Genomic DNA, 23,288 nt, shown 5'->3' with positions numbered 1-23,288 from the left:
CGCCGGGCGACGGGCGGCCGCGGGCGGGTGGCAGGTGGCGGTGGCGGGTGGCGCCGCGGGGCTCGTCGTCAGTACCAGTAGCTGAGCCGCGGCGCCCGCGTCGTCTGGAACACGCGCGCGACGCGATCGACGTCGTCCGCGCGCAGGCGACCGGCGCGCGCGAGCGTCACGGCGGACACGCCGCCGAGGACGAGTGCCGACAGCTCCGCCACACCGAGCTGCACGGCGGGCAGGCCGACCGGCGCGGCATCCACGACGTCGACCTCACCCACGCCCGTCGAATCCGTCGTGAGCACGAAGGTGCCGCCCGTGATCTCGAGCGGATCGGATACCTCGAGCACGATCGTGTCGGCGACGTCGTAGCTGCGCGCCTGGAGGACGGCGGGCGCGTCGAGGACGCGGAGGTAGTGATGATCGAGGAGGCGAATGGATGCCGCGCGGTGGTTCCCGATCATCCACCACAGCGGCTCGTCGACCGCGAGCTCGGACGCCTTGATCGTCGAGATGAGGTCCATCGACAGGAAGAAGTGCCACAGGGCCGCGTAGGCTTCGTCGGTCGCGGCGATGAGCAGCGAGATCTCCACGGTCGACTGGTCGAAGCTCGCCTCGTTCTCGACGGCGCGGTAGAGCGCGAGGCCGTCGACCTCACCGGCGTCGCCGCGGAACTGCACGACGCGCAGCTGATCGGCCTTCTCGGCGTCGGCGCGCGTGCCGAAGAAGCGGTCCCAGTGGCCACCGGGCATCTTCAGCTCACCGGGCGAGCCGGCCCGCACCCGCTGGTGCAGCGCGTCCGCCGCCGCGCGCCCCTGCTCCCGCGTGAGGAAGTCGAAGCGGCCCGTCGGCTCGGGCCCCGCCCACCGCACGTGCCGCGTGTCGATCTCCCAGTGCGCGGCCTGCGCGGCCGACGAGAACCCGAACCGGCCGTAGATCGTCGACTCGCTCACGGTGAGCGCCGCGATCGGCACGCCGAGCTCGGCGGCCGTGCGCAGCTCGCCCGACATGAGCGTGCGCAGGATGCCGCGGCGCCGGTGCGTCGGCGCCACCGTCACCGCCGAGATCGCGCAGGCCGGCACGACGGCGCCCGGCAGGGTGAGCTCGCCGATCCACGACGCGAAGGTCGCCACGGGGAGATCGGGCTGTGCCCCGGCGGCGTCGTACACGCCGAGCTTGCGGCGATACGCCCCGAGCTGCGCGAACACCTCATGCTGCGTGTCGTTCGGCTCGCCGTTCAGGAATCCGCGCGCGACGGCGTCCTGCCAGCGGTCGGTCTCGGCGCGCGCGGCGTCGTCGACACGGCGCGCGTGAAGGCCGTGGCCGGCGAGGCGACCCGCGATCTCGGCGTTCAGCGGCGCGTCGTGGAAGGTGTTCGCAAGGTCGGACATGGTGCTCCGTTCCGAAGGGTCAGGTGTCGAGGACGCGCGCGCCGGGCACGGGCCCGTGCGCCGCGAGTGCGGTGTGGCCGGCGCCCGTGAGCGTCGCGACGATCCGGTCGGATGCCGCGGCATCCGGGGTCAGGAACGCGATCGTCGGGCCCGACCCCGAGACGAGGCCGGCGAGGGCGCCGGCGTCGATGCCGCGCGCGAGCACGTCGGCGAGCGCCGGGCGCAGCGACAGCGCCGCCTCTTGGAGGTCGTTGCGGATCGCGGGGGCGAGCGCCGCGGCATCCCCCGACCGCAGTGCCTGCAGCACGGCCGGGTCGGCCTGCGGCAGGCCGCGAGACGGGGCGATGTCGGGAAGCGCCCGCAGGCGATCGAGCTCGCCGTAGACGGCCGGCGTCGAGAGCCCGTCCTCGCTCGTCACGAGCACCCAGTCGAACCGGCCGCGAGCGAGCGCAGGAGCGAGCTCGTCCCCACGACCGGTGCCGATCGCGGTGCCGCCCAGCACCGCGAAGGGGACGTCCGCGCCGAGTTCGGCGCCGAGCTCCTGGAGCTCGAGCGGTGTCAGGCCCCCGTCCAGCAGCTCGTTGACGGCGACGAGCGCTGCCGCGGCGTCCGCCGATCCACCGCCCATGCCGCCCGCCACCGGAACGCCCTTGTGGATGTCGAGGTGCACGCCGCCCTCCCACTCCAGATGCTGCGCGACGAGCCGCGCCGCGCGCACCGCGAGGTTCGACGCGTCGAGCGGGACGCCCGACACGTCGACATCGCCGGTGACGGCGATCGTGAAGTCGCTCGCGGGACGCGCCGTCACCTCTTCGTACAGCGAGAGCGCCTGGTAGACCGAGGCGACCGGGTGGTAGCCGTCGGGCGCGACGTCGCCGACCTCGAAGAAGACGTTGATCTTGCCCGGAGCGCGCACGCGTACGCTCTGCCGAGGCCCGCGCAGGCTCACGCCGTCGCCGATCCCGCCCACAGGTCGACGTCGATGGCGTCCGAGACGGCATCGATCTGCTCGAGCTCCTCCGTGTCGAACGCCGGGCCCTGCAGAGCGGCGAGATTCTCGTCGAGCTGCGCCGGCCGCGACGCGCCGATCAGGGCCGACGTCACGACGCCGTCGCGCAGCACCCACTGCAGCGCCATCTGCGCGAGGGTCTGGCCTCGCTCCTTCGCGATGACGTCGAGGCTGCGCAGCGCCGCGAGTGCCCCCTCGCTGAGCTGACGGCCCGGCAGCGACGAACGCTGCTGCGCGCGATCGGCCGTCCCGTCGCCGAGGTACTTGTCGGTGAGGAGCCCCTGGGCGAGCGGGGTGAACGCGATCGCCCCCATGCCCTCTTGGCGCAGCACCTCGGTGAGGCCGTCTTCGACCCAGCGGTTGAGGATCGAGTACGCGGGCTGGTGGATGACGAGCGGCGTGCCGAGCTCCCGAGCGACCGCCTTCGCCGCCGCCGTGCGCTCGGCGGAGTACGACGAGATCCCGACGTACAGCGCCTTGCCCTGGCGCACGAGGGTATCGAGGGCGCCCACGGTCTCTTCGATCGGCGTGACGGTGTCGACGCGGTGCGAGTAGAAGATGTCGACGTAGTCGATGCTCATGCGCTGAAGCGATTGCTCGGCGCTCGCGATGAGGTACTTGCGCGAGCCCTGCGTCCCGTAGGGACCGGGCCACATGTCCCACCCGGCCTTGGACGAGATGATCAGCTCATCGCGGTACGGACGGAAGTCCTCGCGCATCATGCGGCCGAAGTTCGTCTCGGCCGTGCCGTACGGCGGGCCGTAGTTGTTCGCGAGATCGAAGTGCGTGATGCCGCGGTCGAACGCGTGCCGCAGGAGCGCACGCTGGTTGTCGAACGGGATGTTGTCGCCGAAGTTCCACCACAGGCCGAGTGAGATCGGCGGCAGATAGAGGCCGCTCGAGCCCACCTGGCGGTACGCGACGCCGTCGTAGCGGTCGCCGGCGGCGGTGTAGGGGCGGTGGATGTCGCCGCCGCGGGTGGGCGGGAAGCGGTCTTCGATCTCGGTCACTCCTCCAGGCTAGCGAGGTGCGCCGACGCGCGGGCCGGTGCCGCGCGGTGGTCGGCGGCGAGGTGTGCGGCAGTGCGGATCAAGAAGGTGGCGGGGATGCCGGGGTCACGGCATCCCCGACCCGCTTTCGCGCCACCTCTTTCAGCGCGCGGCGCGATGGGGCGCGGGCCGGTCAGCCGGCGGCGCGGGCGATCGCGACGAAATCGTCGATCGTGAGCTGCTCGCCACGCGCGGTGGGCGCGACCCCCGCGCTCTCCAGGACGGCCGACGCGGATGCCGCTGATCCGCCTGATCCGCCCGAGCCGCCTGACCCGCCGAGCACCTCGGAGAGGGCCTGTCGCAGCATCTTGCGGCGCTGGCCGAAGGCGGCATCCACGATCCGGAAGGTGCGGCGGCGGAGGTCCTCGTCTCCGCGCGGCTCGGGGTCGCGGCGGAAGCCGACGAGCACGCTGTCGACGTTCGGAACGGGCCAGAACACCTGCCGCGACACGGTTCCGGCGAGCCGCCACGGCCCGTACCAGGCGGCCTTGACGCTCGGCGATCCGTACACTTTCGACCCGGGTGGGGCGGCGAGCCGCTCGCCGACCTCGGCCTGCACCATGACGACGCCGCGCTCGATCGCGGGGAAGGTCTCCATGAAGTGCAGCAGCACCGGCACGCTCACGTTGTACGGCAGGTTCGCGACGAGGACGTTGGGGTCACCGGGAAGCTCCGCGACGCGCAGCGCGTCGGCGTCCACGACCGTCAGCGCGCCGGCGGGAACGCCGTGCGCGGCGGCCGTCGCCGGCAGCCGCTCCGCGAGCCGATGGTCGATCTCGACCGCCGTCGTCGAGGCGCCGGTCTCCAGGATCGCGAGGGTCAGCGACCCGAGACCCGGGCCGATCTCGACGACGCGGTCGCCGGCCGTGACGGCCGCCACGTGCACGATCTTGCGGACCGTGTTCGCGTCGACGACGAAGTTCTGCCCGAGCTTCTTCGTCGGGGTGACGTCGAGCTCGGCGGCGAGGGCGCGGATCTCGGACGCGCCGAGCAGGGTGACGGGCATGGCGTCCAGCCTATCCGCGGCGCGCTGACGGGACGGGCGCCCGCGCACCGCGGCGCGACATGCCCCGCACGTACTCCGCAGAATCGCACGTTCTCCGCAGGCATCCGCGTTCGCCGATGCGGAGTACGCGACATCGTGCGGAGTACGTCCCGCCCCCACGCCTCTCAGCCGGCGGCGGCGCGCGCGGCTGCCGGGAGCGCGGCGGCGATGCGGTCGATCACCTCGTCGTCGTGCGCCGCGGTGACGAACCACGCCTCGAAGGCCGACGGAGGAAGCGAGACCCCGGCATCCAGCATCGCGTGGAAGAACCGGCCGTAGGCGGCCGAGTCCTGTCGCTGGGCGACCTCGTAATCGGGCACGCCGGCCGTCACATCGGCGCCGAAGAAGACGCTGAAGAGCGTTCCGGCGCGCTGGACGACGTGCGGCACGCCGGCCGCGTCGAGCGCGTCGCCGACGGCGACGGAGAGGGCAGCGGATGCCGCCGTCAGGCGCGCGTACACGGTGTCGTCGGCCAGGCCCAGTGTCGCGATCCCCGCCGCAACCGCGACCGGGTTTCCGCTGAGCGTGCCGGCCTGATAGACGGGGCCGGTCGGGGCGAGGAGGTCCATGACGTCCGCACGACCGCCGACCGCGGCGACGGGAAGACCGCCGCCGATCACCTTCCCGAACGTGACGAGGTCGGGAACGACGTCCTCCCCCGCCTCGGCGAGCACCTGCGCGTAACCGCCCGCTGCGGCGCGGAAGCCCGTGAGCACCTCGTCGCTGATGAGGAGCGCGCCCTCCCGCCGGCAGAGTTCCGCGAGGAACGTCGTGAATCCGGATGCCGGGGCCACGACGCCCATGTTGGCCGCGGCCGCCTCGGTGATGACGGCGGCGATGCGGCCCGCGTGCGCCGCGAACACCTGCTCGAGGGCGGCGCGATCGTTGTACGGCACGACGAGGGTCTGCGCCGCGATCGCCTCGGGGACGCCCGCCGATCCCGGCAGGGCGTAGGTCGCGAGCCCCGACCCGGCGGCGGCGAGCAGTCCGTCGGAGTGGCCGTGATAGTGCCCCGCGAACTTCACGAGGAGGTCGCGCCCGGTGGCCCCGCGGGCGAGCCGGATCGCGGTCATCGTGGCTTCCGTGCCGGTGGAGACGAGACGTGCCTTCTCGACCGCCGGAACGCGCCGCACGATCTCCTCGACGAGTTCGGCTTCGGCCGGAGTCGGAGCGCCGAACGACAGCCCGCGCCCGGCGGCGTCGACCACGGCCGCGACGACCTCGGGGTGGGCGTGACCGAGGAGGGCCGGGCCCCAGCTGGCGACGAGGTCGATGTAGCGGCGGCCCTCGGCATCCGTCACGTACGCGCCGGACGCGCTCGTCAGAAAACGCGGCGTGCCGCCGACCGAGCCGTACGCACGCACGGGCGAATCGACCCCGCCGGGGATGACGGCCTGCGCGCGCGCGAAGAGTTCGTCGTTGGTCGTCATGCGAGGTCCCTCCCGCCCCGAAGCCAGCCGGCGACCTCGAGGGCCCAGTACGTCAGGATCGCCTCGGCCCCCGCGCGGCGGATGCCGACGAGCGACTCGCCGATCGCGCGGTCGCGGTCGATGAGCCCGGCGGATGCCGCGTGCTCGATCATCGCGTACTCGCCGGAGACCTGGTACGCCCACACGGGCACCGACGACACCGCCGCGACCTCGGCGAGGACGTCGAGGTAGGGCCCCGCCGGCTTCACCATCACGATGTCGGCGCCCTCGTCGATGTCGATGAGTGCCTCCTGCACGCCCTCGCGCCCGTTCGCCGCGTCCAGCTGATACGTGCGGCGGTCGCCCTGCAGCGTCGACTCGACGGCGTCGCGGAACGGGCCGTAGAACGCCGAGGCGTACTTCGCGGAATAGGCGAGAAGGACGACATCGCCGCGCGTCGTGCCATACCCCGCGGCATCCAGCGCCGCGCGGCACGCCGCGACCTGGCCGTCCATCATGCCGGAGAGGCCGAGGATGTCGGCCCCCGCGTCGGCCTGCGCCAGGGCCATGCGCGCGTAGACCTCGAGCGTCGCGTCGTTGTCGACGCTTCCGTCCGCAGCGAGGACGCCGCAGTGGCCGTGATCGGTGAACTCGTCCAGGCACAGGTCGGCCTGCACCGTGATGCGCCCTGCGGCGGCCCCCGCGGCGGCGGCGATGGCGCGGTTCAGGATGCCGCCGGGGTCGGTCGCTCCGCTGCCGACGGCATCGCGGACGGCCGGGACGCCGAACAGCATGATGCCGCCGATGCCGGCGGCGACCGCCTGCTCGACGAGGTCGGCCACGGCCTCGACCGGGTGCTGGGCGACCCCCGGCATGCTCGCGATCGGCTGCGCGACGTCGATGCCCTCTTTGACGAAGACGGGCAGGACGAGCCGGCGCGGCGTGAGGTCGTGCTCGGCGACGAGGCGACGCAGCGCCGGGCTCTGCCGGAGCCGGCGTGGCCGGCGCGTGGGGAATGCGGTCACGGGGTGTCCTCCCGGGGATGATCTGGGCGGCTGTCGAGCTCGGCGACGAGAGCGTCGATCGACTGCGTGCGGGCGGTATGGGCGACGGTGAAGCCGAGGCGCTCGGCGTCGTGCGTCGTTCCGGGCCCGATCGAGGCTACTCGCACACGAGGGGGGAGCGTCCCGACCTGGCGGCGCAGCTCGCGCGCGACGCTCAGGGACGTGAGGAGGACGATATCCACGCGGGCCTCATCGGATGGTTCCGGTGCTTCGGCATCGCCGGGTTCGGGCGCTGGGGCACGGAACTCCTCGCTGCGCAGCGCCGCAGCGATCGCCGGATCGAGGTCGACGCCGACCGTGCGGTAGGCGATGCACACGTCGACGGCGAAGCCCCGCAGCTGGAGCTCGTCGCTGACGGTCGCCGTTGCGAGGTCGGATCGCACGACGAGCGCACGACCGGCCTCGCTCGGCGCGTGCGCGGCGCACCACTGCAGTGAGAGCGCGCTCGCCGACGAGTGCCCGTCGGGCACGAACGCGACCTCGTAGCCGGCGTGCCGGGCCGCGCGCGCGGTCGCGGGGCCCACCGCCGCGATGCGGGTGGCCGCCGGGATCGCCACGCCGTGGAGGGCGAGCTGCTCGACGCTCGCCGCACTCGTCACGAAGAGCCAGGAGTACTCCCCCGCCGCGAGCGCCGCGAACGCGCGGTCGCGGGCCGCCTCGTCGCGGGGCGGCGCCGAGGCGATGAGCGGCGCGACGATCGGGTCGCCCCCGCGCGCGTCGATCGCCGCCGCGACGTGGGCGCCCCACGCGCCGCCGCGTGGCACGAGCACACGCGCGCCGCGCAACCCCCCGGAGGGCGCGGACGCGGTCATCGTCCGCTCCCGGCGAGGTCGGCGAGGTCACCGGCCCCGGCGTCGAGGAGCTCGCGCACGACCGTCGCCGCGACATGCGCACGATCCGCCTCCGAAGCGACGGCCACGCGTGCGAAGGCACGCTCCACGCGCACGGCACGCGTCCCGTCCAGGGCATACACCTCGGCGACGAGCGCGATGCCCGGGCCGTCGACGCGCGCCGTGATGCCGACGGGAGCCGCGCATCCGGCCTCGAGCCGGCGCAGCACAGCGCGCTCGAGGAGGGCCGTCGCCTCGGCATCCGGGTCGGAGAGGAGGTCCACGAGCGGTGCGACGCCGTCGTCCGTGCGCACTTCGACGGCGAGCGCGCCCTGGCCCGCCGACGCGGGCCACCGCGCGGCGTCGAAGGCGTCGGTGATGCGGTCGGTGCGGCCGATACGCGACAGCCCGGCTTCGGCGAGCACGATCCCGTCGTACTCGCCGTCGTCGACTTTGCGCAGCCGCGTGTCGACGTTGCCGCGGATGCCGCGGACATCGAGGTCCGGCCGTGCGCGCAGCAGCTGCGCGACCCGCCGTGGCGAGCCCGAGCCGATGACCGCACCCCGCGGCAGGTCTGCGAGCGACATCCCGTCGCGGGCGCACAGCACATCGCGCACCGACGCGCGCGGCGGTACCGCACCGATGCGGAGCCCCGGGACGTCGCCGGTGGGCAGGTCCTTCATCGAGTGCACGACGAGATCGCACGCGCCCTGCAGCAGCGCGTCGCGCAGCGCCGCGACGAACACGCCCGTGCCACCGAGCTGGGCGAGCGGTCCCGTCAGCACGTCCCCGTCCGTCGTGATGCGGACGAGCTCGACCTGGCGGCCCGTCGCGGCGCGCAGCGCGTCGGCGACGAGGCCCGACTGCGTCGTCGCGAGCAGGCTCGCGCGCGTACCGAGCCGCAGCGGGGCAGCGGTCATCACGCCCCCGCCCCCGCGAGGGCCGGCTGGAACCCGAGCCGCTTATTCTCGCAGCAGCCCGGACGGCATACGTCGTACCAGGGGCCGAGCTCCGTCTCGTGGGGGCGATCGGCGGCATCCGTGCCCCGGAGGCGCTCGACGATGAGGTCGACGAGCCCCGCGACATACGCAGGGTGGATGCCGGGGGTCGGGGTGCGCACGGCCGTGATGCCGTGCTCGGCGGCGGTCTCCATGGCCTCGGTGTCGAGGTCCCAGAGCACCTCCATGTGGTCGCTGACGAACCCGAGGGGCACGATGACGACGGCGCGGCGACCCTCGGCGGGCAACTCCGCGATCACGTCGTTGATGTCGGGCTCGAGCCACGGCACCTGTGGCGGGCCGGAGCGGCTCTGGAAGACGAGCTGCCAGGGCGAGGTCGCGCCGAGCTTCTCGAGGATCGCCTCGGCGACCGCGACGTGCTGCGCGACGTACGCGCCGCCGGGGCCGAAGCCGGCGCCCGACGAATCCGGCGGCCCCGACCGGTCGGCGTCGGAGTACGGGATCGAGTGCGTCGAGAAGAGGATCTCGATCTCGTCGTCGGCGAACCCGTCAGCGCGGAGACCCGCGAGCGCGTCGCGCAGGCCCTCGGCGAAGGGGGCGACGAATCCGGGGTGGTCGAAGAACTGGCGCACCTTGTCGATCTCGACCCGGCCGCCGAGGGCCGTGGCCTCGACGGCGTCGGCGAGGTCCTCGCGGTACTGACGGCACGAGGAGTACGACGAGTACGCGCTCGTCGCGAGGGCGAGCAGGCGCGTGCGGCCGTCGGCGACGGCCGACTCCAGCGCGTCCGTGACGTACGGCATCCAGTTCCGGTTGCCCCAGTAGACGGGGAGGTCGAGGCCCCGCGCCCGCAGCTCGGCATCCAGCGCCGCCCTCAGCTCGCGATTGTGATCGTTGATCGGCGAGACGCCGCCGAAGTGGCGGTAGTGGTGGGCGACCTCTTCGAGGCGCTCGTCGGGGATGCCGCGGCCGGCCGTGACATTGCGCAGGAACGGGATGACGTCGTCCTGCCCCTCGGGGCCGCCGAAGCCGAGCAGCAGCACGCCGTCGTACGCCGTGGGCTCCGTGACGTGCGGCGCCCCGCTCGCGGCGGCGGCGGTCGCTCCCGGCACGACGCACGGCGATCCGTCCGGCGCGGAGGCGCACGGCGGCACGCCCGTCGCGCGCGGAGGCTTGGGCCGGAAGGCCGTGGCATCCACGGCGCCGATGTTCTGCGCGGCCATCAGTCGAGCACCTCCGCGAGCTCGGCGATCTCGATGCGGCGACCCGTGTAGAACGGCACCTCCTCGCGCACGTGGCGCCGAGCGCCCGTCGCGCGGAGGTCGCGCATCATGTCGACGAGATGGATGGGGTCGTCGCTCTCGAGCGGGAGCAGCCATTCGTAGTCGCTCAACCCGAACGTCGACACGGTGTTCGCGACGACCTCGGTGAACCGGGCTCCCCTGCGGCCGTGCTCGGCGAGGAGGCCGGAGCGCTCCTCATCGGGCAGCAGATACCACTCGTAGCTGCGCACGAAGGGATACAGGCAAAGCCAGCCGCGCGCGTGCTCGCCGCGCAGGTAGCCGGGGACGTGCCGTTTGTTGAACTCCGCCTCGCGGTGCACGCCCATGACGCTCCAGACGATCTGGAAGTCCGCGAGGGCGCGCGTGCGCCGCAGCGCCCGCAGCGCCTTCTGCAGGGATGCCGGGTCGTCGGCCGACCCCGGAGTCGTGTGGATCCACACCATCAGGTCGGCCTCCGCGCGCATGCCCGTCACGTCGTAGAGGCCGCGCAGCGTCACGCCGTCCGCCGCGAGCGCCGCGACCGCCACATCGAGCTCGGCGAGTGCGGCGGCATCGGGAGCCGCGACGCGCGGGCGGGGGCCGGCGAGCACGGCGAACAGGGTGTAGCCGAGAGGCGTGGATTCGGTCATGCGTGACTCCTCGTGGGATGGGCGGATGGGACGGCGAGCTCGCCCGCGAGGCGGGCGGCGAGCGCACGGGCGTGCGGGATGACGGAGGCGAGGCCGGTGCCGGCGACGGCCGCGCCCGTGTGATGGATGCCGCGAGCCGCGTCCGCTCGGACGGCGTTCGGAACGGGGGCTGCGGCCACGGCATCCGTCCACTCCTGAACGGCGATGTCGACGACGTCGCCCGGGGCGATCGGAACTCCGGTGAGGAGGGTCACCTCGCGCGCGATCGCCGTCGGTGTGTCGAGGCCTCCGTCGCCCGCATCGCGCGCGGAGAGCCGGACGAGATGGCGCCCCGCCGGCGTCGCGGCGCGCGTCCAGGCCCACTTCGCGGTGGTCTGCGTCAGCGCCTTCGCGCCGGAGCGCACAGCGGGATCGACGATGACGCCCGACCCCACGGGGAGCGCGGTGAGGTCCGGCCGGTCGATGGCGGCGGCGACGACGCGGACCGTGTCGGCCACACTGCCTGCCCCGCCGTCGGCGCGGAGGCCCGGGCGCAGCGCGGCGGCGCCGCGCGCGCCTGTCGCGACGACGACGCGGCGCGCTGGGAGAGGGCCGTCCGCCGTCTCCACGACGAGCGCGTCGTCATCGCCCGAGGTCGCGTGGGAATCGCCCGAGATTCGCTGCGCCGCGACACCCGTCCGGATGACGGCGCCGTGCTGCTGCGCGGCGCGCCCGAGCGTGATGGGCAGCTGCCACATACCGCCGGCGATCCCGCCGACCGCCGAACCGGCGGGAGCCTGCGCGGCGAGCTGCGCCGCGGCATCCGTCAGCCATCCGGTCGCGCAGAGCGCGCGCCACAGGCCGGGATGCAGGTCGGAGAGCCGTGCGTCGTGCGCCGAGCGCGAGTAGATGCTCCGGCACAGGGTGTCGACGAGTCTGTCGGCGATGACCGGGCCGAGCCGCGCGGCGACGAGGTCGTACAGGGGCGGTTCGAATGCGGATGCCGCGTCGAAGGCGGGCAGCTCCCGCTCCCGGGCGGCCCGTGTCGCGGCATCCGCGCCGATGAGCGCGACGACGTCGCTCGCCAGAGGGTCGGCCGGGATGCCGAGGACGGTGCGGCGCGGCAACGGGCCGCGGGCGACGCCGTCCGGCGCGGACGCGTCCTCGACGACGAGCGCGGCGCCGCCCGGTTCCGGCGTGACGAGATCGAGCGGCAGCGCGGCGTCCGCGATCAGCCGCGGCACGGCGTCGGTGCGCGTCGCGAACGACTCCGCCCCGAGGTCGATGTCGACGCCCGCGACGGTGCCGCGGCGCAGGAGACCGCCGAGACGGTCCGAGGCCTCCAGCAGCACGACGCGCACCCCGGAGCGGGCGAGGTCGTGCGTGACCGTGAGGCCCGCGACGCCGCCGCCGATGACGACGACGGTCACGAAGCCCGCCACGCGTGGACGGTGCGGACGAGGTCGGTGAGGACGTCCGGGTCAGTGTCCTTCGGCACGCCGTGGCCGAGGTTGAAGACGTGCGCGCGTGCCGCGAGACCCGCCGCGAGCGTCTCGTGCACGGCCGCGCGACGGACCTCTGTGGGCGCGAACAGGAGCGCCGGGTCGAGGTTGCCCTGCAGCGTCAGGTGCGATCCGACGCGGGCGGCCGCGGCATCCAGCGGCACCCGGTAGTCCACGCCGAGCGCGTCGACGCCGATCGAAGCCATGTCGGCGAGGATCTCGCCCGTCCCGACGCCGAAGTGGATGAGAGGCACGGCCCGATCCCCACCGACCGTCAGCGCACGCACGGGCTCCAGGGCCGCGGCGGATGCCGGGAGCACCGCGCGACGGTAGTCGGCGGGGGCCAGCGCGCCCGCCCACGAGTCGAACAGCTGCGCCGCACTCGCGCCCGCCCGCACCTGCAGCGCGAGGAAGCGCCCCGTGACCTCGGCGAGCCAGTGCGTGAGGTCGTGCCACGCCGACGGGTCGGAGTGGATGAGGCTGCGCGCTCCGAGATGATCCTTCGACGGGCCGCCCTCGACGAGGTACGCCGCGAGCGTGAACGGCGCCCCCGCGAAGCCGATGAGCGGGAGGGCCTCACCGCGGCGTTCGCCCTCCTCCGCGAGCATCGCGGTCGTCCGCTGCACGGCGTCGACGATGCTCTCGCCGCGTTCCTCGACGAGGGACGGATCGATCCGCACGAGGCGGGCGACGTCCGCCGCCGTCTGCACAGGCTCGGGGAAGACGGGGCCGCGGCCGGCGGCGATCTCGACCTCGACGCCGACGAGCCGCAACGGCACGACGATGTCGCTGAAGAAGACGGCGGCATCCACGCCGTGTCGGCGCACCGGCTGGAGGGTGATCTCGCTCGCGGTCGCCGGATCGAGGCACGCCTCGAGCATGGTTCCCCCAGCCTCCCGCAGCGCGCGGTACTCGGGCAGCGATCTGCCGGCCTGGCGCATGAACCACACGGGCGTCACGTCGGGCCGGTCACCGCGCAGCGCCCGGACCAGACGCGAAGTCGACGTGTCTCGGGAAGTGCCGTCGGCGGCAGCGAGCGGATGAGCGTGGGACAGCGCGAGACGCAACGGGACACCTTCGGATCGGCGGGAGTTAATCGTTATACTACCCACGATGCTCGTCTGTCTCGCCGCCCACCAGCGCACCACGTCCCTCGAGGACCTGGAGCGCCTCTCCGTCCTGGGCGACGCCGCGGCATCCGAGCTCACCGGGGCGCACGACGCCATCCGCGGCGCCGTCGTCCTGGCCACCTGCAACCGCTTCGAGGCCTACTTCGACGTCGACGACCATCGCGATCCGTCGCCGCTGCCGGCGATGGATGCCGCGATGGAGCGGATCGCGGATCTGTCCGAGCTGGGGTTCCGCCGCGTCCGCGACACGGTCGACTTCGCGCACGGGAACGGGGTCGCGCAGCACCTGTTCGCCGTGACGGCCGGGCTCGACTCCGTTGCCGTCGGGGAGGACGAGATCGCCGGTCAGGTCAAGCGCGCCCTCGAATCCGCGCGGCGCGCGGGGGTCACGACCGCCCCGCTCGAACACCTCTTCCAGCGCGCGACCGAGACCTCGCGCGCCGTGAAGAACTCCACGCGCCTGGGCGAATCCGGGCGGTCGCTCGTGCGCCTCGCGGTCGAGCTCGCCGGCTCTCGTGTCGGTGCGTGGGAGGACGCGCGCGTGCTCCTCGTCGGGACGGGGCGCTACGCCGCGGCATCCCTCGCCGCCCTCCGCACCGTCGGAGCGCAGGACATCCGCGTGCACTCCCGGTCGGGACGTTCGCGCTTCGCCCAGCGCGAGCACCTCGTCCCCGTCTCCGCCGCAGACTACGCGGCCGAGGCCGCCCTCGCCGACGTCGTCGTCACGTGCACGACGACGACCGACGCGTTCGCGCTCACCACCGAAGGGCACCGTGCGGCCCGGGGCAGGCGGACGACTGGCCAGCTCATCATCGACCTCGGCATGCCGCGGAACGTCGATCCGGGGCTGCGGTCGCTCCCGGGCATCGACGTGCTCGATCTCGACACGATCCGCGTGCACGCGCCGATCGACGAGTTCGCGACGATCGACGAGGCCCGCCTGATCGTGGCGACGGCGGCGCATCGGCACGCGATGGCGCGCCGCGTGCACGAAGTGTCCCCGGCGGTCGTCGCGATGCGCGGATACGTGCACGACGTGATGGATGCCGAGATCGCCCGCGCCCGTGCGCGCGGCGGCGACGCCGAGACCGAAGCGGCGCTGCGGCACTTCTCCGGAGCGCTCCTGCACGGTCTCATCGCCCGCGGGCACGGCCTCGCGGCCGCGGGCACGGGTCCGGACTGGGCGGATGCCGTGCGGACCGTCTTCCCCGCCGCGTCCGGCGCGGACGCGCCCGCACCCGAGGCCGCCTCCCCCGCCGCGGGCCCATCCGCGCAGGACGCCGAATGAGCCGCGTCACCCTGCGCGACGTCGCCGAGCGCGCCGGGGTGTCGACCGCCGCCACGAGCCAGGCCCTCAACGACCGCGGGAACCTCCGCCCCGAGACGCGCGACCGCATCAAGGCCATCGCGGCATCCCTCGGCTACACGCCGAACAAGAGCGCGGCGGCCCTCCGCAGCGGCCGGACCATGTCGATCGGGTTCGTCATGGCGACGAACTCCCTCCACGACGGGCGTCGCGCCCTCCAGCGCGCCCGCCAGCTCGACGCGCTCGTCCGCGCGGGCTCCGTGCGCGGGTTCACCGTGACGGTCCTGCCCGACTCCCGCCCCGACCTCCTCGCCGGCGCGCAGCTGGACGGGCTCTACTTCCCCGACCCCTCCGATGACCGCGCGATCCTGCGCGAGGCGCAAGCCCGTGGCATCCCCGTCGCCGCCGTCGACCTCACCGTGGCCTTGGGGGGCGTCACGATCCGGACGGGCTACGCCGCCGCCGTGCGCGCGGGCCTCGCCCACCTCGCAGCGGCGGGAGCCGAGCGCATCGGCTTCCTCGTCGACGAGAGCGAAGTGCCGCGCGACCAGCTCGGCGAGAGCGCCTACCTCGCGTGGAGCGCCGTGAACGGCCGCACCCCCGTCGTCTCGCGCGTGGATGCCGGGCGACGACGCCTCATCACTGCGGTGCACGCCCTGCTGGACGCCGGGGTCGATGCGATCTTCGCCTATTGCGAGGAAGGACCCGAGATCTACCTCCATCTGGAGGAGATCGGGGTCGTCCTCCCCCGCGACTTGCAGCTCCTGGCGCTGTGCACGATCGACTGCGCGCTCAACGACAGGCTCGGCGTCAGTCACGTGTGCCTGCATCCCGAACGCGCGCCCGACGAGATGTTCCGGGCGTTCGACCGCGGCCCCGTGATGGACCACGTCCGCGACGGGGTGCTCACCGCGCCGGTCGAGCTGCCGTGGGAGCTCGTGCGCGGGTCGACCACGCGCTGAGGAGGCGTCCGAAGCTGCCGGGTCATCGCATCTAGGATGACGGGATGCCCTCCCCCGGTGAGCTCATCGCTCCGCGCCGCCTCGGGGTCAACTTCCGCTGGCTGCTCGCGTCGTCGTGGACGAGCAACCTCGGTGACGGCATCGCACTCTCCGCCGCGCCGCTCCTGATCGCCTCGATGACGACGTCGCCGATCCTCGTGGCATCCGGTGCCATGATGCAGTTCCTGCCGTGGCTCCTCTTCGGGCTTCTCGCCGGCTCCGTCGCCGACCACCGCGATCGGCGGCGACTCGTCATGATCGCGAACGCCGCCCGCGCCGTCGTCGTGGCGGGCCTCGTCGTCTTCCTCGTGACAGGCGCGGCGACCGTCTGGATCGTGCTGGCGACGGCGTTCCTGTACGGCACCGCCGAAGTGTTCGCCGACTCGGCGGGGTCGACGCTCCTCCCGATGCTCGTGCGCCCCGCTGACCTCGGGATCGGCAACGCGCGACTGCAGGCGGGCTACCTCGTCGCGAACCAGCTCGCGGGTCCCCCGCTGGGCGCGTTCCTCTTCGCCGTCGGGTCGTTCTGGCCGTTCCTCACGCAGATCCTCTGCGTCTCGCTCGCCGTGATCCTCATCTCGCGGATCGCGCGCACGCCCGTGCCCGTGCCTGCCGACAGCGCCGACGGGGAGACCGAGCCGCGCCACCCCATCCGTGAGGGCCTGCGGTGGCTGCGGCAGAACCCGCCCGTGCGGACGCTCGTCGTCATCATCCTCGTGTTCAACGTCACGTGGGCGGCGCCGTGGAGCATCCTCGTCCTCTACGCGACCGAGCACCTCGGCATGGGGCCCGTCGGCTACGGTGCGCTGACCACGGCATCCGCCCTCGGCGGGCTCGTCGGCGTCGCGAGCTTCGGCTGGCTCGAGAAGCGGTTCTCGTTCGCGGCGATCATGCGCGTGTGCCTAACGCTCGAGGTGCTCATGCACGTGTCGTTCGCCCTGACGACCTCGCCCGTCGTCGCGTTCTTCATCATGTTCGGCTTCGGGGCGTACGCGTTCGTGTGGGGCACGATCTCGACCACCGTGCGACAGCGCCTCGTGCCGCTGCCGCTGCAGGGTCGGATCGCGTCGGTCAACATGGTGGGCGTGTTCGGCGGGCTCGTGATCGGCCAGGCGCTCGGCGGCGTCATCGCACAGACGTGGGGGCTCACGGCGCCGTGGTGGTTCGCCTTCGGCGGCTCCGCGCTGACGCTGCTGATCGTCTGGCGGTCACTGTCGGCGATCGCCGCCGCTCCACCCGTGCTCGATGACGTAGCGGGCCCCGCGCCCGACTGATCGGCCTGGATCGCCCTGGATCGGCCTGGGTCGCCCGGCATTCGGGAGGAGAACCGCACTCAGGAGGGCGCAACGCGCCCAGGGGTCCTCCCGAACGCAGAAGTCCTCCCGAGCCCGCCAGCCCGAGATCGCTGGCCCTTTGCTAGACCCGCACGGCCGCCCGCAGCGTGTCCCCGAGCCGGTCGAGGCGGGAGACCCACGGGCCGGCCATCTCATTCCGCGCGGCGCGCGCGAAGAGCTGTTCCAGGGGCACCCATGCGCTTTCGCACACTTCCTCGGGGTCGATCGTGATCGCAGGTGTGCCGTCGGCACGCGCGACATACAAATCGAACAGCGCCGACTCCTCCCGGACGCGCCCGACCGGGACCAGCGACGCAGGCAGGATTCGCACGCCGACCTCCTCGGCGAGCTCGCGGCTCGCGCCCTCCGCACTGGACTCGCCCGCCAGGATGCTGCCGGCAGGCAGCTCCCAGCTCAACGGCCAGTCCTTGATCGCGGCTCGCCGCGACATGAGCACGAGCCCGTCACCCCGCACGACGCAGACGGATGCCACGACGTGGAACAACCCCGCCGGCACCGGATCGGCGCGTCGATGCGTCCGCCCGATCGCGGCCCCAGACTCGTCGGTGAGGTCCCAGAGCTCGTCGCCCGCCACGATCAGTCCTCGAACGCCCCGTAGACCTCGAGCGTGTTCGCGGCGATCTGCGCGCACAGCTCGTCGAGCGGCATCCCGAGCTCTTCGGCCATGAAGCGCACCGTCACCGGCACGAGGTACGGCGCGTTGGGGCGGCCGCGGAACGGAGCGGGAGTGAGGAACGGGGCATCCGTCTCGACGAGGATCCGCTCGCGGGGGGTCACGGCGAGCGCGTCGCGCAGGTTCTGCGCGTTCTTGAACGTCACGTTGCCGGCGAAGCTCAACCAGTAGCCGCGGTCCGCCGCGATGCGGGCCATCGCCTCGTCGCCGGAGAAGCAGTGGAAGACGGTGCGCTCCGGGGCGCCGACGCGCTCGAGGGTCTCCAGGACGGCGTCGTGCGCGTCGCGGTCGTGGATCTGCATCGCGATGTCGTGCTTCTTCGCCAGTGCGATGTGGGCTTCGAAGCTCTCGAATTGCGCGGGCAGCCCCTCTCCCTCGGTGCGGAAGAAGTCGAGCCCCGTCTCCCCGATCGCTCGCACACGCGGCTCGGCGGCCAGCTCATCGATGACCGCAATGGCCTCGTCGAGCATTCCCTGCGCGGCATACGCCGGGGCCTCGTTCGGGTGGATCGCGACGGCGGCGAGAACGCGCGGATGGGACGCCGCGGCCCACGCCGACCACCTGCTCGACTCGATGTCGCCACCCGCCTGCACGACACCGGCGACCCCGACCTCGCCGGCGCGCAGCAGCTGCTCGTCGAGCGACATCCCACCGCCGTCCTCGATCTCGAGGTGCGCGTGGTTGTCGTAGACCGGCACGCTCAGCGGCGGCGGCGAGACCGGGTACGAGAGGTCGCGCGCACCCTTCTCCCGCTGCCGCACATAGGTGGAGGGGTCGGCGGCGTCGCTCATGCGTGTCAGGCCTGCTCGATGCGCGGGAACAGCGGGGCGAGGCCGTTGACCGACGTTCCGGGGACCAGGACACCCCAGGCGCCCGCATCACGGATCGGCTGGTCCACGAGGCGTCCCGCGTGCCCGAGCGCGATCCAGAGCTTGGCGGTGGCCTGCGGCATGAACGGGCTCAGGAGCACCGCGAGGGCACGGAGCCCCTCCGCAGCCGTGTAGAGCACGGTGCCGAGGCGCGCCCGTTGCGCGTCGTCCTTCGCCAGTGCCCAGGGCTCGTTGTCGGTGATGTAGCCGTTGAGGGCGTCGACGATCGTCCAGATCGCCGCGATCGCCTCGTCGGGGCGGAAGCGCTCCATCGCCTGATCGGCCGCGGCGGCGGCATCCGCGACGGTCTGTTGAATGACGAGGTCACCGTCCGTGTAGGCGGATGCCGGGGGCACCACGCCTTCGAAGTACTTCTCGATCATCGCGGTGGTGCGTAAGGCGAGGTTGCCGAATCCGTTCGCGAGCTCCGCCTGGTACCGGGCCGAGAGGTCCTCCCAAGAGAACGAACCGTCCTGCCCGAAGGCGATCGCGGAGAGGAAGTAGAACCGGTAGGCATCCGACCCGAACGTGTCGGTGATCTCCGTCGGCGCGATGCCGGTGAGCTTCGACTTCGACATCTTCTCGCCGCCGACGAGCAGCCAGCCGTGCGCGAAGACCCCGCGGGGCACGTCGAGGCCTGCCGCCATGAGCATCGCGGGCCAGATGACGGCGTGGAACCGCAGGATGTCCTTGCCGACGATGTGGTACGCGGGCCACCGGCGCGCGAACTGCTCGGGATCGGTGCCGTAGCCGACGGCGGTCGCATAGTTCAGCAGCGCGTCGACCCACACGTAGATGACGTGCGACGGGTCCCACGGCACCGTGATGCCCCAGTCGAACGCCGACCGCGAGATCGACAGGTCCTTCAGGCCCGACCGGACGAACGAGACGACCTCGTTGCGCGCCGACTCGGGCCGCACGAAGTCGGGTTCGGTCTTGTAGAGCTCCAGGAGCCGTTCCTGGAACTCGCTCAGCTTGAAGAAGTAGTTCTTCTCCTGCAGCAGCTCAAGCGGCTTCGAGTGGATGGCGCAGACCTTGAGTCCCTCGAAGGCGCCCGTCCCGTCGACGATCTCGGCCTCGGGCTTGAATTCCTCACAGCCGACGCAGTACAGCGCCTCGTACTCGCCCGCGTAGATGTAGCCGCGGTCGTAGAGCGCCTTCACGAACTCCTGCACGCGCTCCTCGTGGCGGGGCTGCGTGGTGCGGATGAAATCGTCGTTGGCGACGTCGAGGGTCTCCAGAAGCGGGAACCAGGACTCGGTCACGAGCTTGTCGACCCACTCCTGCGGCGTCACGCCGTTGGCCGCGGCGGCACGGAGCATCTTCTGGCCGTGCTCGTCGGTGCCGGTGAGCATCCAGGTGTCATCGCCCGCTTGGCGGTGCCAGCGCGCGAGCGCGTCGACGGCGACCGTCGTGTATCCGTGGCCGATGTGCGGAAGATCGGACGGATAGTAGATCGGGGTCGTGATGTAGAAGGAGTCGCCGGTGCTCACCCATCGATTCTAGGTGGGGCGGTCACCGCGCGCCGTGCGTGTGTCGACGGCGGGCACCCGCGCATGCCGGGGCGCAGTGGCCGACCCGGCCTCTTGCGTCGCACCCCACCGACCCGGCGACCACGCCCGAGATGCGCGCGTCGTTACGCGGTGGCGCGGACGACGAGCGTCGTCGGCAGGATGACGGCGTCGCGAGGCCGCCCATCGACGACGTCGAGCACCATGTCGACCATCGTCGAGCTGATCTCCGACCAGGGCTGTCGCACGGTCGTGAGCGGCGGGGTGTGGGTCTCGGCGAGGCCGGAATCGTCGAAGCCCGCCACGGCGACGTCGTCGGGCACGCGTCGGCCGGCTCGGCGCAGCGCCTCGATCGCGCCGACCGCCATCACGTCGCTCGCGGCGAAGACCGCGTCGATGTCGGGCGCGCGTTCGAGCAGGCGCGTCATCGCGGCATCCCCGCTGGCGCGCTCGTAGCTCCCCTGCTCGACGAGGGTCTCGTCGAAGCGGTCGCCGAGCTCCTCACGGAATCCGACCAGCCGGAAGCGTCCGCCTGGGGTGTCGTTCGGCCCCGTGATGAGCGCGATGCGCTCGTGCCCGCGCTCGAGGAGGTAGCGGGTCATCATGCGCGCCGAGGCGACCTCGTCCACCGAGACGTTCGGTACGGATGCCCCGCGGCCGAGCGGGATGCCCGTGCAGACCACCGGGACGCCCGCGTCGACGAGCGATGCGAGCAGCGAGTCCGACTCGTGCGACGACACCAGCAGCACCCCGTCGACGTGCCCGGCACGCACGAATCGCTCGACGTTGGCCTGCTCCTGCTCGGTGTCGGCGATGAGCAGCACGAGAGTCATCGACCGCTCCGCGAGCGCCTCGGTCGCCCCGCGCAGCAGCAGCGCGAACGTCGGGTCGGAGAACAGCAGATGCTGCGGCTCGGTGAGGAGGAACGCGATCGACCCGGACTTCCCCGTCGCGAGGCTGCGCGCGGCGTGGTTCGTCGTGTAGCCCGTCGTGCGGATCGCATCCTCGACGGCCGACCGTGCATCGGGTGACACCCAGTGACCGCCGTTGAGGTACCGGGACACCGTGCCGTGCGACACCCCGGCGACCCGCGCGACATCGCGGATGGTCGGCTTGCGGGGAGTGTTCGCGGATGCCACGACGAGACTCTATACCCCCACCTGGGACCGGTCACAGTTCGATAACGAAGCCGTCGACGGCAGTATCGCCGTGCGTATCATCGTCGCAACGGCTGTGACAGGTCACAGCCTTGACACACGGACGATGAGGAACCGATCTCGATGCATGCGACCCCCCGCTGGCCCGACCTCCCCGGCATCGCGTTCGGCGGCGATTACACGCCGGAGCAGTGGCCGCGCGACGTCTGGGACGAGGATGTCGCACTCATGCGCGAGGCGGGCGTGAATCTCGTCAGCATCGGGATCTTCGCGTGGGGTCTGATCGAGGTCCGGGAGGGTGAGTTCGACTTCACCTGGCTCGACGAGGTCATCGCGCTCCTGCACGCCAACGGCATCCGCGTCGACCTCGGCACTCCGACCGCCTCCCCGCCCGCGTGGTTCTTCGCGAACCACCCGGACGCGCGCGCCGTCACCCGCGACGGTGTGCCCCTCGGATTCGGGGCGCGCGGGATGGCGTCGCATTCCGCCCCGGCGTACCGCGAGGCATCCGTGCGCATCGCGACCGCCCTCGCCGCGCGTTACGGCGATCACCCTGCCGTCGTCCTCTGGCACGTGCACAACGAGTACGGCGTCCCGGTCGGCGAGGACTTCTCCCCGCACGCCGTCCGCGAGTGGCGACGCTGGCTCGAGCGCCGCTACGGCACGCTCGATGCGCTCAACGCGGCCTGGGGCACCGCGTTCTGGGGCCAGCACTACGGCGAGTGGGACCACATCGGCGCGCCGGCCACCGCTCCCAGCACGATCAACCCCGCTCAACTCCTCGACTTCGCACGCTTCACCGACGACCAGCTGCGCGCGTGCTTCATCGCCGAGCGCGACGCGATTCGCGCGCACAGCGACCGCCCGATCACGACGAACTTCATGGCCAATCAGCATGGCGGCTGCGACCTGTGGAAGTGGGCCGCGGAGGTCGATGTCGTGTCGGACGACCACTATCTCTGGGCCGCCGACGAGGATGCCGAGATCGGACTCGCGATCGCAGCCGACCTCACCCGCTCGGTCGGGCGCGGGGCCCCCTGGATCCTCATGGAGCATTCGACGTCGGCGGTCAACTGGCAGCCGCGCAACATCGCCAAGCGTGCCGGCGAGATGGCCCGGAACTCCTTCTCCCATCTCGGCCGCGGCGCCGACGGCATCCTGTTCTTCCAGTGGCGCGCATCGCGCTCCGGTGCGGAGAAGTTCCACTCCGCGATGATCCCGCACGCGGGCACGTCGTCGCGCGTCTTCCGCGAGGTGACGGCCCTCGGCGGCGACCTCGGGCGTCTCGGCGAGGTGCGGGGTTCACGCGTCGTGGCCGACGTCGCGATTCTGTGGGACTTCGAGTCGTTCTGGGCGCAGGGCCTCGAGTGGCGCCCGAGCGAGGACCTCGACCACTCCGAGCGTGTCCGCGCCTACTACGAACGGCTGTGGCGCGACGGCATCACGGTCGACTTCGCCCTTCCCTCGCACGACCTGTCGCCGTACCGGCTCGTCATCGCGCCGGCGCAGTACCTCCTGAGCGCGGCGGATGCCGCGAACCTCACCGCCTACGTCGCCTCCGGCGGTGTGCTCGTCACGTCGTTCTTCTCGGCCGTCGTCGACGAGAACGACGCGGTCCACCCGGGTGGCTTCGGCGCGCCCCTCGAGCCGGCCCTCGGCGTACGTGTCGAGGAGCACCTGCCGTTGCGTCACTCCCAGGCCGGCGAGATCGTCCTCGACGGCGCAGCGCTCGCGGTGGACGTCTGGCAGGAAGACCTCGTCGTGACGTCCGCCGAGGTGCGCGCCGCGTACACCGCCGGCCCCGCCGCCGGCGGCGCCGCCGTGACGCGCAACGTGCACGGCGACGGCGTCGGCTGGTACGTCAGCACGCGGCCGGATGCCGCGGGACTCGCGGCGATCCTGGCATCCGTCTACCGCGACGCCGGCCTCCGTCCCGCCGGACTCCCGGCGGGAGTCGAGGCGATCACGCGCCGCGGAGCCGACGCCGACTATCGCGTCGTCATCAACCACTCCGGCGAGCGCGTCTCGCTCGAGATGTCGGGGACCGATCTGCTCGCGCAGGCGGACCTCGAGGGTGTGCTCACGGTGGAAGCCGGCGCCGTCGCCGTCGTCCGCACATCGCACCCGCAGCAGGAACAGCAGTAGA

At 72.6% G+C, this 23,288-nt stretch carries 20 protein-coding genes; 4 read left to right on the top strand and 16 right to left on the bottom strand.

What is annotated here, in order from left to right; genetic code table 11:
- Window positions 1-68 precede the first annotated feature (68 nt).
- The 12 genes from J0I43_RS00635 to hemE all read right to left on the bottom strand — a co-directional run bounded on the left by J0I43_RS00635 (window position 69) and on the right by hemE (window position 13,132).
- The gene (locus J0I43_RS00635) at window positions 69-1,382 is read right to left on the bottom strand and encodes a GNAT family N-acetyltransferase (RefSeq protein WP_292857412.1); all 1,314 of its coding nucleotides are present in this window, start codon (window positions 1,380-1,382) and stop codon (window positions 69-71) included.
- 19 nt (window positions 1,383-1,401) lie between these two features.
- Complete coding sequence (locus tag J0I43_RS00630; protein ID WP_292858995.1) at window positions 1,402-2,325, bottom strand: 4-(cytidine 5'-diphospho)-2-C-methyl-D-erythritol kinase; 924 nt, start codon at window positions 2,323-2,325, stop codon at window positions 1,402-1,404.
- A gap of 2 nt (window positions 2,326-2,327) precedes the next feature.
- Complete coding sequence (gene mgrA / locus J0I43_RS00625; protein ID WP_292857409.1) at window positions 2,328-3,401, bottom strand: L-glyceraldehyde 3-phosphate reductase; 1,074 nt, start codon at window positions 3,399-3,401, stop codon at window positions 2,328-2,330.
- Between the two features lie 172 nt (window positions 3,402-3,573).
- Window positions 3,574-4,446, bottom strand: a complete 873-nt coding sequence (gene rsmA / locus J0I43_RS00620) for a 16S rRNA (adenine(1518)-N(6)/adenine(1519)-N(6))-dimethyltransferase RsmA (RefSeq protein WP_292857406.1) — start codon at window positions 4,444-4,446, stop codon at window positions 3,574-3,576.
- A gap of 164 nt (window positions 4,447-4,610) precedes the next feature.
- On the bottom strand, window positions 4,611-5,915 hold the full coding sequence (gene hemL / locus J0I43_RS00615) for a glutamate-1-semialdehyde 2,1-aminomutase (protein ID WP_292857403.1): 1,305 nt from the start codon (window positions 5,913-5,915) through the stop codon (window positions 4,611-4,613).
- Window positions 5,912-6,919, bottom strand: coding sequence for a porphobilinogen synthase (gene hemB / locus J0I43_RS00610; protein WP_292857400.1), 1,008 nt, complete (start codon window positions 6,917-6,919; stop codon window positions 5,912-5,914). The genes hemL and hemB overlap by 4 nt, the downstream gene beginning before the upstream one ends.
- Entirely contained in the window at window positions 6,916-7,770 is an 855-nt protein-coding gene (locus J0I43_RS00605) for a uroporphyrinogen-III synthase (protein ID WP_292857397.1), read from the bottom strand. The genes hemB and J0I43_RS00605 overlap by 4 nt, the downstream gene beginning before the upstream one ends.
- Window positions 7,767-8,708: a hydroxymethylbilane synthase gene (gene hemC, locus J0I43_RS00600; RefSeq protein WP_292857394.1), complete on the bottom strand. Its 942-nt coding sequence runs from the start codon at window positions 8,706-8,708 to the stop codon at window positions 7,767-7,769. The genes J0I43_RS00605 and hemC overlap by 4 nt, the downstream gene beginning before the upstream one ends.
- Window positions 8,708-9,970: a ferrochelatase gene (locus J0I43_RS00595; protein ID WP_292857391.1), complete on the bottom strand. Its 1,263-nt coding sequence runs from the start codon at window positions 9,968-9,970 to the stop codon at window positions 8,708-8,710. Before J0I43_RS00595 ends, hemC begins: the two co-directional genes overlap by 1 nt.
- The gene (gene hemQ / locus J0I43_RS00590) at window positions 9,970-10,659 is read right to left on the bottom strand and encodes a hydrogen peroxide-dependent heme synthase (protein ID WP_292857388.1); all 690 of its coding nucleotides are present in this window, start codon (window positions 10,657-10,659) and stop codon (window positions 9,970-9,972) included. The genes J0I43_RS00595 and hemQ overlap by 1 nt, the downstream gene beginning before the upstream one ends.
- Window positions 10,656-12,080 carry an NAD(P)/FAD-dependent oxidoreductase gene (locus J0I43_RS00585; RefSeq protein WP_292857386.1) on the bottom strand — a complete coding sequence of 475 codons (1,425 nt, stop codon included), beginning with the start codon at window positions 12,078-12,080 and terminating at the stop codon, window positions 10,656-10,658. The genes hemQ and J0I43_RS00585 overlap by 4 nt, the downstream gene beginning before the upstream one ends.
- The gene (gene hemE / locus J0I43_RS00580) at window positions 12,065-13,132 is read right to left on the bottom strand and encodes a uroporphyrinogen decarboxylase (protein WP_367267537.1); all 1,068 of its coding nucleotides are present in this window, start codon (window positions 13,130-13,132) and stop codon (window positions 12,065-12,067) included. Before hemE ends, J0I43_RS00585 begins: the two co-directional genes overlap by 16 nt.
- Before the next feature lie 121 nt (window positions 13,133-13,253).
- On the opposite strand from hemE, the gene J0I43_RS00575 reads away from it, so the two are divergent.
- From J0I43_RS00575 to J0I43_RS00565, 3 genes are read left to right on the top strand one after another with little or no spacing between them, the layout of a single operon-like run.
- Complete coding sequence (locus J0I43_RS00575) at window positions 13,254-14,558, top strand: glutamyl-tRNA reductase (RefSeq protein ID WP_292857380.1); 1,305 nt, start codon at window positions 13,254-13,256, stop codon at window positions 14,556-14,558.
- Complete coding sequence (locus J0I43_RS00570) at window positions 14,555-15,538, top strand: LacI family DNA-binding transcriptional regulator (RefSeq protein ID WP_292857377.1); 984 nt, start codon at window positions 14,555-14,557, stop codon at window positions 15,536-15,538. Before J0I43_RS00575 ends, J0I43_RS00570 begins: the two co-directional genes overlap by 4 nt.
- Window positions 15,539-15,582: 44 nt before the next feature.
- Window positions 15,583-16,851: an MFS transporter gene (locus J0I43_RS00565; RefSeq protein WP_292857374.1), complete on the top strand. Its 1,269-nt coding sequence runs from the start codon at window positions 15,583-15,585 to the stop codon at window positions 16,849-16,851.
- Between the two features lie 142 nt (window positions 16,852-16,993).
- Here J0I43_RS00565 and J0I43_RS00560 read toward each other — a convergent pair whose 3' ends face one another.
- From J0I43_RS00560 to J0I43_RS00545, 4 genes are all read right to left on the bottom strand, one after another.
- Window positions 16,994-17,506 (bottom strand): NUDIX domain-containing protein, encoded by a 513-nt coding sequence (locus tag J0I43_RS00560; RefSeq protein WP_292857371.1) that lies wholly within the window; start codon window positions 17,504-17,506, stop codon window positions 16,994-16,996.
- 2 nt (window positions 17,507-17,508) lie between these two features.
- Window positions 17,509-18,396, bottom strand: a complete 888-nt coding sequence (locus tag J0I43_RS00555) for a TatD family hydrolase (protein ID WP_292857368.1) — start codon at window positions 18,394-18,396, stop codon at window positions 17,509-17,511.
- A 5-nt stretch (window positions 18,397-18,401) separates the two neighbouring features.
- Window positions 18,402-19,967, bottom strand: coding sequence for a methionine--tRNA ligase (gene metG, locus J0I43_RS00550; RefSeq protein WP_292857365.1), 1,566 nt, complete (start codon window positions 19,965-19,967; stop codon window positions 18,402-18,404).
- Between the two features lie 143 nt (window positions 19,968-20,110).
- Window positions 20,111-21,124, bottom strand: a complete 1,014-nt coding sequence (locus tag J0I43_RS00545; RefSeq protein ID WP_292857362.1) for a LacI family DNA-binding transcriptional regulator — start codon at window positions 21,122-21,124, stop codon at window positions 20,111-20,113.
- A 141-nt stretch (window positions 21,125-21,265) separates the two neighbouring features.
- Here J0I43_RS00545 and J0I43_RS00540 point away from each other — a divergent pair, with 141 nt between their 5' ends.
- On the top strand, window positions 21,266-23,287 hold the full coding sequence (locus J0I43_RS00540) for a beta-galactosidase (RefSeq protein WP_292857359.1): 2,022 nt from the start codon (window positions 21,266-21,268) through the stop codon (window positions 23,285-23,287).
- Window position 23,288: the final 1 nt, after the last annotated feature.

The organism is Microbacterium sp. (assembly GCF_017305435.1).
Classification (GTDB): Bacteria; Actinomycetota; Actinomycetes; order Actinomycetales; family Microbacteriaceae; genus Microbacterium.
The sequence above is the reverse complement of the archived record's forward strand: the minus strand, read 5'-3'. Positions and strand labels throughout refer to the sequence as shown.